This window comes from Rhodococcus sp. FG69, assembly GCF_057808915.1.
Map to the genome: position 1 here is coordinate 58,371 of NZ_JBMDIX010000008.1, position 15,968 is coordinate 74,338.

General features: G+C 64.1%; 16 protein-coding genes and 1 tRNA gene. 13 read left to right on the top strand and 4 right to left on the bottom strand.

What is annotated here, in order from left to right; genetic code table 11:
* Positions 1–21 precede the first annotated feature (21 nt).
* Positions 22–864, bottom strand: a complete 843-nt coding sequence (locus ACODSO_RS08495) for an undecaprenyl-diphosphate phosphatase (RefSeq protein WP_197480551.1) — start codon at positions 862–864, stop codon at positions 22–24.
* A 202-nt stretch (positions 865–1,066) separates the two neighbouring features.
* Between ACODSO_RS08495 and ACODSO_RS08500 the strand changes: the two genes are divergently transcribed.
* From ACODSO_RS08500 to ACODSO_RS08515, 4 genes are all read left to right on the top strand, one after another.
* The gene (locus tag ACODSO_RS08500) at positions 1,067–1,999 is read left to right on the top strand and encodes an aldo/keto reductase (RefSeq protein WP_489036421.1); all 933 of its coding nucleotides are present in this window, start codon (positions 1,067–1,069) and stop codon (positions 1,997–1,999) included.
* Between the two features lie 61 nt (positions 2,000–2,060).
* Positions 2,061–3,077: a heme/hemin ABC transporter substrate-binding protein gene (locus tag ACODSO_RS08505; protein ID WP_489036541.1), complete on the top strand. Its 1,017-nt coding sequence runs from the start codon at positions 2,061–2,063 to the stop codon at positions 3,075–3,077.
* The gene (locus ACODSO_RS08510; protein ID WP_489036422.1) at positions 3,077–4,123 is read left to right on the top strand and encodes a FecCD family ABC transporter permease; all 1,047 of its coding nucleotides are present in this window, start codon (positions 3,077–3,079) and stop codon (positions 4,121–4,123) included. The genes ACODSO_RS08505 and ACODSO_RS08510 overlap by 1 nt, the downstream gene beginning before the upstream one ends.
* A complete protein-coding gene (locus ACODSO_RS08515) occupies positions 4,120–4,944 on the top strand; it encodes a heme ABC transporter ATP-binding protein (protein WP_489036423.1) in 825 nt (274 codons plus the stop codon). Before ACODSO_RS08510 ends, ACODSO_RS08515 begins: the two co-directional genes overlap by 4 nt.
* On the opposite strand, the gene ACODSO_RS08520 is transcribed toward ACODSO_RS08515, so the two are convergent.
* Complete coding sequence (locus tag ACODSO_RS08520; RefSeq protein WP_489036424.1) at positions 4,941–5,315, bottom strand: hypothetical protein; 375 nt, start codon at positions 5,313–5,315, stop codon at positions 4,941–4,943. The genes ACODSO_RS08515 and ACODSO_RS08520 overlap by 4 nt on opposite strands.
* Before the next feature lie 149 nt (positions 5,316–5,464).
* On the opposite strand from ACODSO_RS08520, the gene ACODSO_RS08525 reads away from it, so the two are divergent.
* The 3 genes from ACODSO_RS08525 (at position 5,465) to ACODSO_RS08535 (ending at position 7,865) form a co-directional block, all read left to right on the top strand.
* Complete coding sequence (locus ACODSO_RS08525) at positions 5,465–6,493, top strand: NHL repeat-containing protein (protein ID WP_489036425.1); 1,029 nt, start codon at positions 5,465–5,467, stop codon at positions 6,491–6,493.
* 70 nt (positions 6,494–6,563) lie between these two features.
* Positions 6,564–6,785, top strand: a complete 222-nt coding sequence (locus tag ACODSO_RS08530; RefSeq protein WP_489036426.1) for a DUF5703 family protein — start codon at positions 6,564–6,566, stop codon at positions 6,783–6,785.
* A gap of 12 nt (positions 6,786–6,797) precedes the next feature.
* Positions 6,798–7,865, top strand: a complete 1,068-nt coding sequence (locus ACODSO_RS08535) for a quinone-dependent dihydroorotate dehydrogenase (protein WP_489036427.1) — start codon at positions 6,798–6,800, stop codon at positions 7,863–7,865.
* Positions 7,866–7,922: 57 nt separating this feature from the next.
* Here the strand turns inward: ACODSO_RS08535 and ACODSO_RS08540 are convergent, their stop codons facing one another.
* Together ACODSO_RS08540 and ACODSO_RS08545 are read right to left on the bottom strand one after the other, a co-directional pair.
* Positions 7,923–8,450, bottom strand: a complete 528-nt coding sequence (locus ACODSO_RS08540; protein WP_489036428.1) for a YbhB/YbcL family Raf kinase inhibitor-like protein — start codon at positions 8,448–8,450, stop codon at positions 7,923–7,925.
* 16 nt (positions 8,451–8,466) lie between these two features.
* Entirely contained in the window at positions 8,467–9,828 is a 1,362-nt protein-coding gene (locus ACODSO_RS08545) for a M20/M25/M40 family metallo-hydrolase (RefSeq protein WP_489036429.1), read from the bottom strand.
* 113 nt (positions 9,829–9,941) lie between these two features.
* Here ACODSO_RS08545 and ACODSO_RS08550 point away from each other — a divergent pair.
* The 6 genes from ACODSO_RS08550 to ACODSO_RS08575 all read left to right on the top strand — a co-directional run bounded on the left by ACODSO_RS08550 (position 9,942) and on the right by ACODSO_RS08575 (position 15,966).
* A tRNA-Leu gene (locus tag ACODSO_RS08550) sits at positions 9,942–10,030 on the top strand.
* Positions 10,031–10,168: 138 nt separating this feature from the next.
* Entirely contained in the window at positions 10,169–11,659 is a 1,491-nt protein-coding gene (locus ACODSO_RS08555; RefSeq protein WP_489036430.1) for an SDR family NAD(P)-dependent oxidoreductase, read from the top strand.
* Between the two features lie 88 nt (positions 11,660–11,747).
* Positions 11,748–13,244, top strand: coding sequence for a glutamate-cysteine ligase family protein (locus ACODSO_RS08560; protein ID WP_489036432.1), 1,497 nt, complete (start codon positions 11,748–11,750; stop codon positions 13,242–13,244).
* A gap of 16 nt (positions 13,245–13,260) precedes the next feature.
* Positions 13,261–13,641: a DUF2784 domain-containing protein gene (locus ACODSO_RS08565; protein WP_489036434.1), complete on the top strand. Its 381-nt coding sequence runs from the start codon at positions 13,261–13,263 to the stop codon at positions 13,639–13,641.
* A gap of 19 nt (positions 13,642–13,660) precedes the next feature.
* The gene (locus tag ACODSO_RS08570; RefSeq protein WP_489036436.1) at positions 13,661–14,926 is read left to right on the top strand and encodes a saccharopine dehydrogenase family protein; all 1,266 of its coding nucleotides are present in this window, start codon (positions 13,661–13,663) and stop codon (positions 14,924–14,926) included.
* A complete protein-coding gene (locus ACODSO_RS08575; protein WP_489036542.1) occupies positions 14,926–15,966 on the top strand; it encodes a nucleoside hydrolase in 1,041 nt (346 codons plus the stop codon). The genes ACODSO_RS08570 and ACODSO_RS08575 overlap by 1 nt, the downstream gene beginning before the upstream one ends.
* The last annotated feature ends 2 nt before the right edge of the window (positions 15,967–15,968 follow it).

Consider the following 15,968-nt stretch of genomic DNA (forward strand, 5'->3'; position numbering starts at 1 on the left):
CACCCTAGTAGCGGCCTTCGGTCACGTAGCCGAGACGACTCCCGCGGCCAGCAGCGCCATTACTCCGGCACCGAGCACGATCCGGTACCCGACGAACCAGTACAGCGAGTGATTCGCGACGAACTTCAGCAGCCAGGCGATCGACGCGTAGCCGAGTGCGAACGCGATGATCGTCGCGACGACGAGTTGAGCGCCTGATGCGTTCAGGCCTTCTCCGGCCGGCTCGAACGCGTCGGGAAGCGAGAACAGACCCGATGCGGTGACCGCCGGAATCGCCAACAGGAACGAGAATCGCACTGCGGCCTCGCGTTCCAGGCCCATGAACAGGCCTGCGCTCGTCGTCGCGCCGGAACGAGATACCCCGGGAATCAATGCCAGGCACTGCGCGGCTCCCATGATCAGGCCGTCCTTCGTGGTGATCTTCTCGATCGGCCTGCGTTTGGCTCCGACGTACTCGGCGACGGCGATGACGATGGCGAACACGATGAGCATCGTGGCGATGAGCCACAAGTTTCGTGCGCCGGTTCGGATCTGATCCTTGAACAGGAAACCGAGAATGCCGATGGGAATGGTGGCGATGATCACATACCAGCCCAATCGATAGTCGAGTTCTCGCTTCGACTTGTCGAGCAGACCGGCGAACCACGCACGCACGATCCGCACGATGTCCCGCCAGAAGAACAGCAGCACGGCTGCCTCGGTCCCGAGTTGACTCACCGCTGTGAACGACGCACCGGCATCGTCACCGAAGAACACTTCCGACACGATGCGCAGATGGCCGGACGATGAAATGGGAAGGAACTCGGTCAGGCCCTGCACCGCACCGAGGATGATCGCCTGTACCCAGGTCATCGATTCGCCGATCACTGCCGCACCGCCGAGGTGCCGTCTACATAATTCACGGCCACGACCGTACCCGGCGGGCGCGGGCGGTATCGGCCGCGACTCTCGGTGCGCGGCGCGGCAGGCTCGCACGACCGCCTCTCGCGCACTACTGTGCTCACCTGGTGCCACTGCGCCCGAAAAATGCGTGGCCCGAAAAAAACGTGAGGAATCCTCGAACACCATGAAGCAGAGATCTGTCGGCTCCAGCGGCCTGCGCGTGTCGCGTGTCGGTCTCGGCACACTCGGTTGGGGCAGCGGGACCGACGGCGACGACGCCGCAGCCCAGCTGTCGGCATTCGCCGAGGCCGGAGGCACCCTCGTCGACACCTCCCCGTCGTACGGCGAAGGCCGCGCGCAACGGGTACTCGCCGAGGTCCTCGACGACGTCGTGCCCCGCCGTGAGTTGATCGTGAGCGGCTCCGCTGGGATCACGACATCCAAGGGCCGGTACCGCATCGATTGTTCGAGGCGGGCCCTCCTCGACCAGCTGGAGACAACACTTCGCGAGCTCGGAACCGAATACCTCGATCTGTGGCAGATCGGTACCTGGGATCAATACACCCCGGTCGACGAGGTTGCGGCGACGCTCGACTACGCAGTCACCAGTGGGAAGGTGCGCTACGTCGGGGCGCGCGGATACCTCGGCTGGCAGCTGGCGACGGCGGCGGGTGCAGCCGGCGCCGGGCGGATCGTCGCCACGCAGGCGGAATACTCGCTGTTGGCGCGCGGCGTGGAGGACGAACTTCTTCCGGCTGCTCGGCACCATGGCGTGGGAGTTCTTGCCGCGGTGCCCTTGGCAGGTGGCGTTCTCACCGGCAAGTACAGCCAGGGCACTCCCGCCGACTCGCGTGGCGCGGACGATGCACACGCGGACGCGATCGCGGGATACCTCACCGACACCGCTGTCAACGTCGTCGATGCCGCTGTCACGGCCGCCAGCGGGCTGAAGACATCCCCGCTCACCGTCGCGCTGGCGTGGGCTCGCGACCGCCCTGGTGTTGCGTCGGCTATCGTCGGCGCGCGCGATCTGGCCCAGCTGACCGGCATTCTCGTCGCGGAGGATCTGGAATTGCCACCTGCCATCGCCGCTGCATTGGACGACGTCAGCAGCTGACCCTGCACAGGCTAACCTTGTCTCCGTGGACGTCGAAGAAGCCCGAGAGTCAACGCGTCGCATGACGTTTCTCACGAGGATCGCGGTGGCCTCGATCGCTGTGACGACGATCTGTGCCCTCGTCGCCTGCTCCGGTCCTGAGGTTGCAGCAACCGACTCGGTCGTCGGTCCACGGACCGCGGAGATCAGCGATCCCGATCCAGAACCTATCGAATCGGCACCGACGCCGTCCCTGCCTGCGACGGTGCGTAGCTTCGACGGCGTCGACGTCACGATCACCGATACCAGCAGGATCGTTGCGGCAGATCAATACGGAACGCTCACGACGACGGTCTACGCGCTCGGTCTCGGAGACAACCTCGTCGGGCGCGACACCTCTGCATCGTTTCCCGCGGTCGCCGACGTCACCGATGTCACACCGACCGGACACTCACTCAGCGCGGAGGGAATCCTCGCGCTCGACCCGACAGTCGTACTCACCGACACCAGCATCGGACCCCGAGGAGTCCAGGATCAACTGCGCGCGGCCGGAATCGCCGTCGTCTACTTCGACCCGACACGTTCGATGGACGGTGTGGCAGGCCAGATCGAGTCCGTCGCCGCCGCACTCGGTGTACCGGAACAGGGTGATCGGCTCGCCGAACGAACGATGTCCGAGATCGCCGCTGCACGCGCACTGGCGCCGACGGACGGCGAACCATTGAAGATCGCGTTCCTCTACATGCGCGGGTCCGCTATCAAGATGCTGGCCGGTCCAGGATCGGGCGCAGACGCTCTCATCGAGGCGCTCGGGGCCACCGATGCCGGTACCGCGTCCGGGGTAACTCAACAGTTCGTGGCGATCACCAGTGAGGCTCTCATCGCAGCAGCTCCCGACGTCATTCTGATGATGACCGGTGGCTTGGAATCGATCGGCGGGATCGCCGGCCTCGAACAGGTGCCAGGAATCGCGCAGACTCCGGCCGGACAGTCCGAGCGGGTGGTCGACATGGCGGACGGAGTCGTACTGAGTTTCGGACCAAATACCGGCAAGGTTCTCGATGCCCTGGCCAGAGCCGTCTACGACCCTGCGCAGTGATGTCGATCGACGGGCGGTCACGCACGGTGTCGGTGTTTGCAGCCCTTGTCGTGCTCGGTCTCGGCCTCGCGGTGTTCTCGGCGTGCGTCGGCCAGGTTCCGACGACTCCGTGGGAGGTCGTGGGTAGCGTGCTCCACCGGATCGGCCTCGACATCGGGCCCATGCCCGCGCATCCGAGCGGTGAGGTCACGTTGTGGCAGGTCAGGTTCCCGCGGATAGCCCTCGGTGCGGTAGTCGGTGCAAGCTTGGGGTGCGCTGGCGCACTACTGCAAGGCGTGTTCGCGAATCCTCTCGCCGAGCCGGGCATCATCGGAGTCTCTTCGGGTGCAGCAGTGGGGGCGTCCTCGGTCTTCGTGCTCGGCGGCGCGTTCGCGGGTGTGTGGTCGGTGGCGACGGCTGCGTTTCTCGGCGGACTGATCACGACCGTCGCCGTCTATGTTCTCGCCCGCGGTGGCGGCCGAACCGAGGTCGTCACGCTGATCCTGACGGGTGTCGCGATCAACGCGTTCGCAGGCGGATTGATCGCGCTGTTCACGTTCATCGCATTACCGGCTGCACGGGACCAGATCGTGTTCTGGCAGTTGGGATCCCTTGCCGGCGCCACCTGGCAGGCTGTGTCGGTGGTCACTCCGCTCGCTGCAGTGGGAATCGCGGCATCGGTCGCCCTGTCGCGGCGCCTCGATCTGCTTGCACTCGGCGAAAACGTCGCTCGCCACCTCGGAGTGAACGTCGAAGGTCTTCGTCAGATTGCCATCGTCGTCGTCGCGATACTGGTTGCATCCTCGGTTGCCTTCACCGGCATCATTCTGTTCGTCGGGCTCGTGGTGCCGCACCTCATGCGGATGCTGCTCGGACCGGCACACCGCACCCTCGTTCCGGCCAGCGCTTTGTGTGGTGCGGTGGTGCTCCTCGCGTCGGACCTCCTGGCACGCAGCATGGTGGACAACGTGGACATGCCCCTCGGAATGATCACGTCCCTCCTCGGTGCGCCGTTCTTCTTCTGGATGCTGCGTCGCACGCGCGCCAAACAAGGCGGGTGGGCATGAACCCGTTCAGGCGAACCCTCGACTCGCTCGAGCCGATCACCGACGGCTCGGTGACCATGAGCCTGCGGAGCGTGGATGCCGTTCGATCCGGTCGGAAAATTCTGAGCAGGATCGACCTCGATATCGTGGCGGGAGAGGTACTCGCACTGGTCGGCCCGAACGGAGCAGGTAAGTCGACCTTGCTTGCAGTGCTCGCCGGTGAGCTTCGGGCTCACGCCGGCGCAGTCGCGTTGCACGGTCGTCCGCTACACGAGTGGGCGGATGTACGCGTGGCCCGCCGGCGAGCAGTTCTTCCCCAGCACCACACGGTCGGCTTCTCGTTCACCGCCGAGCAGGTGATCCGGATGGGCCGCTCCCCGTGGCAGGGAACCGAATTCGCCGATGATGACGACGACGCGGTGGCATCCGCGATGGACGAGTGCGACGTGGCAGTGTTCGCGGATCGCCCGTTCGCGAGCCTGTCCGGAGGCGAACGCGCCAGGGTGTCACTGGCTCGCGTGCTTGCACAGCGAACCTCGACCCTGCTGTTGGACGAACCGACCGCAGCGCTCGATCTCGGCCATCAGGAAGCGGTCATGGCAGTGGCGCGGGCACGCGCTGCACACGGGGACGCGGTGGTCGTCGTCCTGCACGACCTAGGGCTTGCCGCCGCGTACGCGGACAGAATTGCCATCCTCGACAACGGATCCCTCGATGCGCTCGGTCCTCCTCGCCAGGTGCTCGACGCCGACCTGTTGACGCGGGTGTACAACCACCGCGTGGAAGTGCTCGACCATCCCCGGACCGGCGGATTGCTCGTACTACCCGTGCGAGACGACTAGATGCTCTCGAAGACAGATCCCACACGTTCGAGAAACGAACGCACGGCAGACGATTCCTTCGGCCCAGCGCTGAGATCGTCGGCGTTGCTGACGGCATCTCGAACGGCCGCGACGATGCTCCGCTCGTCCGTGAGGTCGATCTCCGTGACCGATTGCTCGGAGACTGCCGTCACATCCGACTTGTCCGGAACCGGCGTCGGGAGGTCGGCCCGATAGATCTCGAGGTAGAGAGTGCTCTTGTAGACGCGGAAGGCGAACGGTCGGTTGTCTTCGGTGCTGCCGAACCCACTCGCTTGTGCGCCGGTGGTGACCTGCTCGACGTCGAACTTCAGCCCCGTCGGGACCGCGCTGTATCTTTCCTCGGCAACCAACTGAACTCCTCGTTGTTTCCCCGTGAACACGGTACAGCTGTTATGGCCCATTTCCGATCAAGTACTCCGGCGCCGTCTCCGTCGGACCGATCAGGCAGGCTGGGGTAACCATCGAAGCGAATCCGAACGATCAAGGAACTGGCGGATCCATGAAAGACCGACGTACCCCGTGGCGAACCGTCGTCGCGGTAGCTTCCGCATCGGCGTGTGTGCTGCTGGCCGGATGCTCCGACAACAGTTCTCCCGACGAACCCGACTCGGTCAGTGTCGAACCGTTGGCGGGAGTCGATTCCCCGCAATTGTCCACTCCCCCGAGTGGTTCGGTGACTGCGTTCCCCTCCGGACTGCATTTCACCACATTCGATGCAAGCTCGCGCTCTGTTGTCGCTCTCGACGACTCCCGGACGACGCTCCTGATGTTCGACGCCGACGACGTCGACGCCCAACCGCGCAGCGTGACGCTCCCGTCCGCGCCCGCCGATATCGTCCCAACGGGAGACGGATCGCTCCTGCTTCCGATGGACGGCGAGTTGGCGATGGTGGACCTCCGCAGCTCGGAAGTACAGACGGTGCCGGTGGACGGGAGTCTGCTCAGTGCGGCACGACTCCAGGACGGACGGGTCGCTACTGGTGACGACAGTGGCACCATTCACATTATCGACACCGAGACGAACGAATCACAGACCATCACCGGACTGTCGTCGGTCGACGCCTTGGCCTCGACTCGCTACGGCCTCGCCGCGTTGGATCGCAATCAAACGTCACTGACGAAGATCGACGTCGACGGCGGATCACTCGGTTTGGCATTGCGCGCAGGTACGGGTGCAGCCCGGTTGGACACCGATGAGTACGGGCGGATCCTCGTCACCGACGCGGCCGGAAGTGAGCTTCTCGTGTACTCGTCCGAGGACTTGCTCCTGCGGCAGCGCTTTCCAGTCGGTACGCAACCATGGGCGCTGACTTACGATGACAAGTCCGACATCGTGTGGGTGAGCACTCCGGGAGACAACGAGGTGGTCGGATACACGCTGGACACCGGAATCCCGGTCGAAGCAGGCAGGTTCTCCACGGTGAGGCAGCCGGATTCGATCGCTGTCGATTCGGAGACCGGTGACCTCTACGTCGGTTCGGCGGTCGGAGATGGTCTCCAGAAGGTTGCTCCGGGCGACAGGATCTGAGTTCGATCGGCGAGCACGCGAGAAGATGCGAGAGGCCACGGTGTCGAAGAACAACAGCACGCGAAACCGAATGCCAGCCGAATGGGAGTCCGCTTCCGACGACTGGGAGTACGTCCCGCTTCGGCTTCCGCCTGATGTGACGAGGGTGACCGCGTCCATGCGGTTGGCGATCCAGGCCGAGTTCGGCGGCTGGGAACTGTCCCGTGTTCGGCTCTACACCGATGGAAGCCGCAAGGTTCTGCTCAAACGGAAGAAGACCAGCCATCACATCCCGGAGCCGGGAATCAAGTAGGAGAGAAGGATCGTGTACCAGGCACTGCTTCGACTGATGTTCCTGATCTCACCGGAACGCATCCATCACATCGCGTTTCGTTCGATGCGTGCAGTGACAGCATTTCCACCGCTTCGGTCGTTGCTGGTTCGACTGCTCGTCGTGGAAGATCCAGTGTTGAAAAGCACTGTGTTCGGGATCGAATTTCCCAACCCGGTCGGGCTGGCCGCCGGCTTCGACAAGAACGCCGACGGAGTCGACACCTGGGGCGCTCTCGGCTTCGGCTTCGCCGAAATCGGGACCGTCACCGCACAGGCGCAGCCTGGCAATCCGCAGCCGCGACTGTTTCGGCTCCCCGACGACCGGGCCCTGGTGAACAGAATGGGGTTCAACAATCACGGTGCAGGGGCAGCTGCCAATGTTCTGCGCACTCGCCGAGGTGGGATTCCGATCGGTGCCAACATCGGCAAGACCAAGGTGACGCCCGCCGCGGAAGCCGCTGCCGACTACACCGCGAGCGCAACGCTCCTCGGACCGCTCGCAGACTTCCTCGTCGTGAACGTCAGCTCACCCAACACCCCGGGGCTGCGCGACCTACAGGCCGTGGAGTCCCTGCGCCCCATCCTGTCTGCGGTGCTCGCGGTGTCGTCCGTGCCTGTGTTGGTAAAGATTGCACCCGACCTGTCGGACGAGGACATCGACGCTGTCGCGGACCTGGCCGTCGAACTCGGGCTCGCCGGAATCGTCGCTACCAACACGACGATCGGTCGGTCTGGCCTCCGCACGCCAGCCGCCGTCGTCGACGAGGCAGGAATGGGCGGCCTGTCGGGAGCGCCGCTCGCCGACCGATCGCTCGAGGTGCTACGACGGCTCTACGGGCGAGTCGGTGCGCAGATCGCACTGATCTCGGTCGGCGGTATCGAGACGGCCGACCAGGCGTGGCAGAGAATCACCGCAGGTGCCTCACTGGTTCAGGGATACACGGGGTTCATCTACGGTGGCCCGTTCTGGATGCGCTCGCTCAACAGAGGCATTGCGCAGCACGCGCGGGCCGCGGGATTTGCCTCGTTGACCGACGCTGTCGGCTCCGAGAACCGCTGAAACGCACCGAGGCCGTACTCGGGCGTGAACCCTCGTACGGCCTCGGCGCTGCGGTGGTCAGGCTTCGTACACACCCGTCAACGTCGCGCGCGCGATGGCATGGGAGAACAAGTTGAACCCGAGAAATGCCGGCGTAGCCGTTTCGTCGACTTCGAGTCGCTCCACGTCGACTGCGTGCACCGCGACGATGTAGCGGTGCGGTCCGTGCCCCGCAGGCGGAGCTGCGCCGATGTAGCGAAACAGCCCAGCATCGTTCTTCAGCGTCACCGCGCTGATGGGAATTCCGGTGCCCCCGTCGTCGCCCGCACCGGCGACCAGCGAGGTGGTGGACACGGGAATGTTCGCGACCGCCCAGTGCCAGAATCCGGACGCCGTCGGCGCATCGGGGTCGTAGACGCTCAGTGCGAAGCTCTTCGTCTCCGCGGGGAAGCCGGACCAGGAGAGCTGGGGCGAACTGTCGTGTCCGCTTGCGCCCATGATCCCGCTGACCTGCTGGAGGCCGAGAGTCGAGCCCTCGGTGATGTCCTCGGACGTCAACTCGAACGAAGGTAGATCAGGCAGGGCGGCGTATGGGTCGTATGTCAAGAGAATTCCTTTCGAATCAGCTGTGCAGCAGAAAGTGTTCCAACACCTGTGTACCGAACTCGAGCGAACTGACAGGAACACGCTCGTCTACGCCATGGAACAGTGCTGCGAAGTCCAGCTCGGGCGGGAGTTTGAGTGGAGCGAACCCGAAGCACCTGATCCCCAATTTCGCGAACGCCTTCGCGTCCGTGCCACCGGACAACATGTACGGAACCGTACGACCGTTCTCGTCGTGTGCGAGGACGGCGTCGTTCATCGCGTCGACGAGATGACCGTCGAACGTGGTCTCGTAGGAATCGAGCTTGGTGATCCACTCACGTTCGACGTTGGGGCCGATCAGCTCGTCGACCTCGCGTTCGAACTCCGCCTGCCGACCCGGAACGACACGGCAATCCACCACCGCCTCGGCAGACTGCGGGATGACGTTCGCCTTGTAGCCCGCCTCGAGCATCGTCGGGTTCGCGGTGTCCCTCAGCGTTGCTCCGACGATTCGCGCGATGCTTCCGAGTTTCTGCAGGGTTCCGTCGAGGTCTGGTGAGGCCGGGTCGAAATCCAGACCGGTTTCCTCCGCCACCGCGGCCAGGAATTCTGCGACCGAATCGGAAATGACCAGCGGGAACGTGTGGTTGCCCAACTTCGCGACCGCCTCGGCAAGATAGGTCACGGCGTTCTCGTCGTGCAGAAAGGATCCGTGTCCGGCGCGGGCCTTGGCAGTGAGCTTCATCCAGCCGAGACCCTTCTCGGCAGTTTCCACCATGTAGAGACGCTTCTCGGTTCCATCCGGCCGCGCGACGGTCAACGAGAATCCGCCCACTTCACCGACGGCCTCCGTCACACCCTCGAACAGGTCGGGACGATTCTGCACCAGCCACTGCGATCCCCACCTCCCACCGTTCTCCTCGTCGGCGAGGAACGCGAACATGATGGTGCGCGGCGGGACGGTTCCGTTCGATTTGAACTGGCGCGCCAGCGCCAGTGCCATGCCGACCATGTCCTTCATGTCCACGGCCCCGCGGCCCCACACGTACCCGCCCTCGACGGCGCCGGAGAACGGATGCACGCTCCAGTCCGCGGGCTCGGCGGGCACGACGTCGAGATGACCGTGGATCAGGAGCGTTCCGCGAGTCGGATCGGCACCAGCCAGAGTCGCGAAGACGTTGCCTCGTCCTGGAGCGCCGGATTCGACGTACTCGGTCTCGTATCCGACCTCCTGGAGCTTGAGCGCCACCCACTCGGCGCACTCCTTCTCACCCTTGGTGGTCTCCAGCTCTCCGGTGTTCGAGGTGTCGAATCGGATCAGGGCGCTGACGAGATCGACGACCTCGTCGAGAGCATTCGTACGGACACGGTCGTTCGGGGAGTTCTCGACGGAAGACACCCCACTTTCCTACCACCCATTGCAGTCCTTCGGATGAACTGACGTGCGGATTTGGGCGATCGGGTACGCGTCGTATATCTTTGTCCAGCACGCAGCGAGCAGGTGTGCAACTGGTCCGAGTGGCGGAATGGCAGACGCGCTAGCTTGAGGTGCTAGTGTCCTATTAACGGACGTGGGGGTTCAAGTCCCCCCTCGGACACCAGAGATCGAAACTTCGATCCGCAAGTTCTGAGTTGAGACAGACGACCTAGGCCCCGGTTCCTTTGGAATCGGGGCCTAGCTCGTTGTGTGAGCCCGGTCGTGCACGACCGGTTGTGTGACCGCCTGGAAGGACGAACCGATGACCGATCCTCAGTACGACGGGGATTCAACCGACGGGGATTCGGCCGGCATCGATTCGGCCGATCTGGACACCTGCCTGCGAGTGCTGAAATTGGCAGGCGCCCTCGACAAGAACCATCCTGATTCGATTGTCGTTCAACGAGCGTCGGGGCAGCTGTTCAAGGACCTCAAACGATCACGGCGAATCGCGGCACGGAACGCGAAATCCGATGCGGATCGAGCAGTCGTCGAGTCGACCGCAACGGGGTCGCCCAATCGGATCGACGACGAGACTGCAGGACTGTCGCTGACGACACGGACGTCGGGTGAGTACGCGGGAACTCTGATTCGCGCAAGGCCCTGCTACATCTGCAAGCAGCGCTACACCCTCGTCGACGCCTTCTACCACCAACTGTGCCCCGACTGCGCGGAACTGAACCGAAGCAAGCGTGATGCCCGAACGGACCTGTCGGGTCGACGGGCGTTGCTCACCGGAGGCCGCGCGAAAATCGGAATGTACATAGCACTTCGGCTATTGCGCGACGGTGCACACACGACCATCACTACACGGTTTCCGGGCGACGCTATCCGCAGATTCTCCGCCATGGACGACAGCGACACCTGGTTGCACCGTCTACGAATCGTCGGCATCGACCTGCGCGACCCGGCGCAGGTCGTGGCCCTCGCGGACTCCGTCGCAGCCGAGGGACCGCTCGACATCCTCATCAACAATGCCGCGCAGACGGTCAAGCGCTCCCCCGGGTCCTACAGCGCGTTGATCGACGCCGAATCCGAAGCACTGCCGTCGGGCGCTCGGCCCGATGTCATCACATTCGGCAAGACCAGCGAAGCCCATCCCGCATCGCTCGCGAGTTCCCTGCCCCATTCCGATACCGGTGCAGTCTCGGGCGAGGCTCTCTCGGCCGAGGCAGTGAGTTCGCTTGCCCTGCGTGCCGGTTCGGCAACTGCCGAACGTATCGAGAAGGGAATCGCGATCGACGCGGGCGGACTGGTTCCCGACCTCGCCGATACGAACAGCTGGATTCACACCGTCGAGCAGGTCGATCCCGTGGAGCTACTCGAAGTGCAGCTCTGCAATTCGGTCGCACCGTTCATTCTCGTGTCCCGGCTTCGCGCCGCGATGGAAGCGTCGCCTGCCAGACGCAAGTACGTCGTCAACGTTTCGGCAATGGAAGGCCAGTTCAGCCGCGCGTACAAGGGACCTGGACATCCGCACACCAATATGGCGAAGGCAGCACTGAACATGCTGACCCGGACGAGTGCGAAAGAGATGCTGGAGAGCGGCATCCTCATGAGTGCGGTGGACACGGGGTGGATCACCGACGAACGTCCACATCCGACGAAGATGCGTCTCGCAGGCGAGGGATTCCACGCTCCCCTCGACCTGGTCGACGGTGCTGCGCGCGTCTACGATCCCATCGTGCAGGGCGAACTCGGCGTCGACGTCCACGGCCAATTCCTCAAGGACTTCTCCCCGTCACCCTGGTAACCGCCTTTGCGCGGCGTTTGCCCTGTAATACTGCCGGATATACCTTCACTTCCTGGGTGAACGTCGGGCGAGAAACGGTGGGGCAGAGATGGGCGACGACGTCGAACAGCGCAAATTCTCTCGGCAGGACAGGCACCGATTCAGGCAGAAGGTGCAGGACTGTCTGGACGCACTCGCGATCATGCTGGCAGACGAGACGTTCGAGATCGGCGAACCCATGATCGGGATGGAAGTCGAACTCAACCTCGTCGACGAGAAAATGGCGCCGTCGATGGCGAACGCGAAAGTACTCGACGCTATTGCCGATCCCGATTACCAAACCGAACTCGGACAGTTCAACATCGAGATCAACGTCGCGCCGCGACCGCTGCGAGGTACCAGCGTTCGAGAACTCGAGGACGACCTCAGGAGGTCTCTGAACGCTGCCGACACGCGCGCACGTGAGTCCGGCAGCCGCCTGGCGATGATCGGAATGCTCCCCACACTGTCCGAAGAGCACTTCGAACATCGCTGGCTGTCTGCCAACCCACGCTACGACCTCTTGAACCAGCAGATCTTCGCTGCTCGCGGCGAGGACATCGAACTCCAGATCAGCGGTGTGGCTCTGCCGGGAGCCGAAGCAGCGGAGGAACTGTCGACGATCACCGACACCATTCTCCCGGAGGCCGCGTGCACGTCGGTGCAGTTGCACTTGCAGGTGGCTCCGGACGAGTTCGCCTCCTACTGGAATGCGGCACAGGCACTTGCCGGCGTGCAGGTTGCCCTCGCCGCGAACTCACCGTTCTTCGCCGGCCGTGCTCTCTGGCACGAAACACGGATTCCGCTGTTCGAACAAGCGACGGACACCAGGCCGCAGGAACTCAAGAATCAAGGCGTCCGGCCTCGGGTGTGGTTCGGCGAACGATGGATCACGTCGATCTTCGACCTGTTCGAGGAGAACTCCCGCTACTTCCCCGCTCTCCTTCCCGTGTGCAGCGACGAGGATCCGAAAGCGGTACTCGCCGAAGGAGGTACGCCCGATCTGTCGGAGCTCAGGATGCACAACGGGACGGTCTACCGCTGGAATCGGCCGATCTACGACCGCTCCGGTGGCAGCCATCATCTACGGCTGGAGAACCGGGTGCTCCCGGCCGGGCCCTCGATCGTCGACACACTGGCCGACGCTGCGTTCTACTACGGCACGGTCCGCACCCTCGCCGATGCCGACCGGCCACTGTGGACCCAGATGACCTACGACGCAGCCGTCGAGAATCTCCACTCCGCGGCCCGTACCGGCTTCGGCTCTCGTCTCTACTGGCCTGAGGTGGGATGGGTCAGCCCCCAGGAACTGGTGCTCCGCCGCTTGCTCCCGATGGCCGACGCCGGCCTCGCTGCCTACGGCGTCGAGAGCTCGGTGCGAGACCGATACCTGGGTGTGATCGAAGGCCGCTGCCTGAGCAAGAGATCCGGCTCGGTGTGGCAACGCGATGCCGTCGTTGCCCGGGAACGCGCAGGAGACGACCGCGAGTCCGCACTGGCAGGCATGCTGGCCGACTACCTCACCCTGATGCACGAGGGCCGACCAGTGCACACGTGGTCGTTCTGAGGCATACGATTCGGTCATGCTGTATCGAGTGCTCGCGGACGTGACGATGGTGCTGCACCTGGCATTCATCGTGTACGTCGTCGTCGGTGGGTTCGTTGCGTGGCGGTGGCCGCGAACGATCCTTCTGCACGCGTGTGCGGCCGCATGGGGTTTCGCGTCCATCGTCGTCGGTATCGACTGCCCGCTGACCTCATTGGAGAACTGGGCGCGCCAACATGCCGGCGGAGCCGCACTTCCGTCGACCGGGTTCATCGATTATTACCTCACCGGAGTGATCTACCCCGACAGTGCGCTCGCCGCCGTACGACTCACTGCAGCGTGCGCTGTCGCGCTCTCCTGGGCCGGATTCTTCGTGATCCGCGCGCGCTCACGCTCGGCTCTTCGACTCACGAAGTGATACGCGTTAGTGTCCGTATATGACTTCGACCGATCCGACCGACAGCACTCCCACGCAACGTGACTACGACATCGTGGTGTACGGCGCCACCGGATTCGTCGGTCGTCTCACGGCGGCGTATCTGGCGGAGCATGCGCCTGCGAACACGAAAGTCGCTCTCGCCGGTCGGTCACTGACGCGGCTGGAGGCCGCCAGAAAGGCACTACCCGCCGGTGCCGCACAGTGGCCGCTCGTCGAGGCCGATGCGAGCGACATCGACTCGCTCCGCGCACTGGCCGCCAGCACGCGCGTCGTGATCACCACTGTCGGCCCGTACGCGAAGTACGGCTTGCCGCTGACCACGGTGTGCGCAGAATCCGGCACCGACTACGTCGACCTCACCGGTGAGGTTCTCTTCGCCAGAAAGAGCATCGACGCCAATCACGAGATCGCTCGGAGCACCGGTGCCAGGATCATCCACTCGTGCGGTTTCGATTCGATTCCGTCGGATATCGGTGTGCACGTGCTGTACTCGGCCGTCACCGACGACGGAGCGGGCGAACTCACCGACACCACACTCGTCGTCAGCGCGATGCGCGGAGGGGTGAGCGGCGGCACCATCGATTCGTTGCGAACCCAGATCGACGAGGTCAAGAAGGATGGCAAGCTGCGCCGCCTTGCCGCACGGCCCTACTCCCTGAGCCCCGATCGGTCGCTCGAACCGGATCTGGGTCGCCAGTCCGACGTAGCACTTGTCAACGGTAAGGACATCGCACCGGGCGTACGCGGCTGGAAGGCGCCGTTCGTCATGGCGTCGTACAACACACGCGTCGTCAGGCGTAGCAATGCTCTGCGAGAGTGGGCCTACGGCAAGGAATTTCGCTACCGGGAAGTAATGTCCGTCGGTTCTTCTTTTGCATCGCCCGTCATCGCCGGTGCTGTGTCAGCGGGCCTCGGCGCAGTAGTCGTCGGCATGACCGTGTTGCCGAAGAAGATTCTCGATCGCGTGCTGCCCAAGCCGGGCGAGGGTCCGAGTCCCAAAGCACAGGACAGCGGGCACTTCACCATGGACCTGTACACGACGACGACCTCGGGTGCGCACTATCGATCGAGGGTGAAGGCCACCGGCGATCCCGGTTACAAGGCGACGTCGGTGATGCTCGGCGAATCTGCGCTGGCATTGGTGCACAACCGAAGTGAGTTGCCTGACGCTGCAGGCGTTCTCACCCCGGCCACTGGGATCGGTGATGCCTTGGTGACACGGCTCCGCGCCGCCGGTTTCGAGATCTGGGCCAAGAAAGTTTGATCGACGATCCAGCCTCGGTGCCCCTGATCGTCGACGTCGACACCGGAATCGACGACTCGCTCGCTCTGCTCTACCTGCTGGCCAGTCCCGAGGCCGAGATCGTGTCGATCGCGTCCACCGCGGGCAACGTGCCGGTGAACCAGGTTGCCGCCAACAACCTGGCGTGGCTCGATCTGTGCCGAGCCGGCCAAATCGAGGTCACCCTCGGCGCACAGGCACCCCTGGTCGCTCCGCTGATGACTACCGAGGACACGCACGGGCCGCAAGGTATCGGGTACGCCGAGCTGCCGCGTTCCACCCGCGCGGTGTCCGAACGCGACGCGGCCACCGCGTGGGTGGAGTTGGCCCGTGAACGGCCGGGTGAGATCACTGGGCTCGTGACCGGACCGCTGACGAATCTGGCGACGGCAATTCGGATCGAGCCAGATCTACCGCAGCTGCTGAAGCGACTGGTAGTGATGGGTGGCGCGTTCCAGCATCCAGGAAACACGACGCCGACGAGTGAATGGAACATCGCCGTCGATCCGGAAGCGGCATCGGAAGTGTTCGCGGCATTCTCGGGCCTACCACACGGCCGACTACCGATCATCTGCCCGCTCGACGTCACCGAGACCATCGAAATGACTCCCGCGCACGTCGCGCAGCTGGCCGCCCGCGCCGGAAGTACTCCCGCCGAAATCGTGTCGGCGACCGATTCGTCGACGACGAGGTCGACCGCGTCCAATCCGCTCGTCCGCCACTTCTCCGACGCCGTGCGGTTCTACATGGAATTTCATCGTGACCACGACCAGGGATTCCTCGCACACATGCACGACCCGTTCGCCGCGGCCGTCGCACTGAACCCTGGTATCGCGACAGTCCGTCCGGCGACGGTGGACGTCGAGCTGAACGGAACGTTGACTCGTGGAACGACGGTCGCGGACTGGCGCGGAATGTGGGGGCGTCCCCGCAACGCAGTGGTCGCAACCACTACCGACCCCGCAGCCTTCTTCGACGACCTCATCGAACGGGTCGGAGCCCTCGCGTCCCGTCTCTACTGACT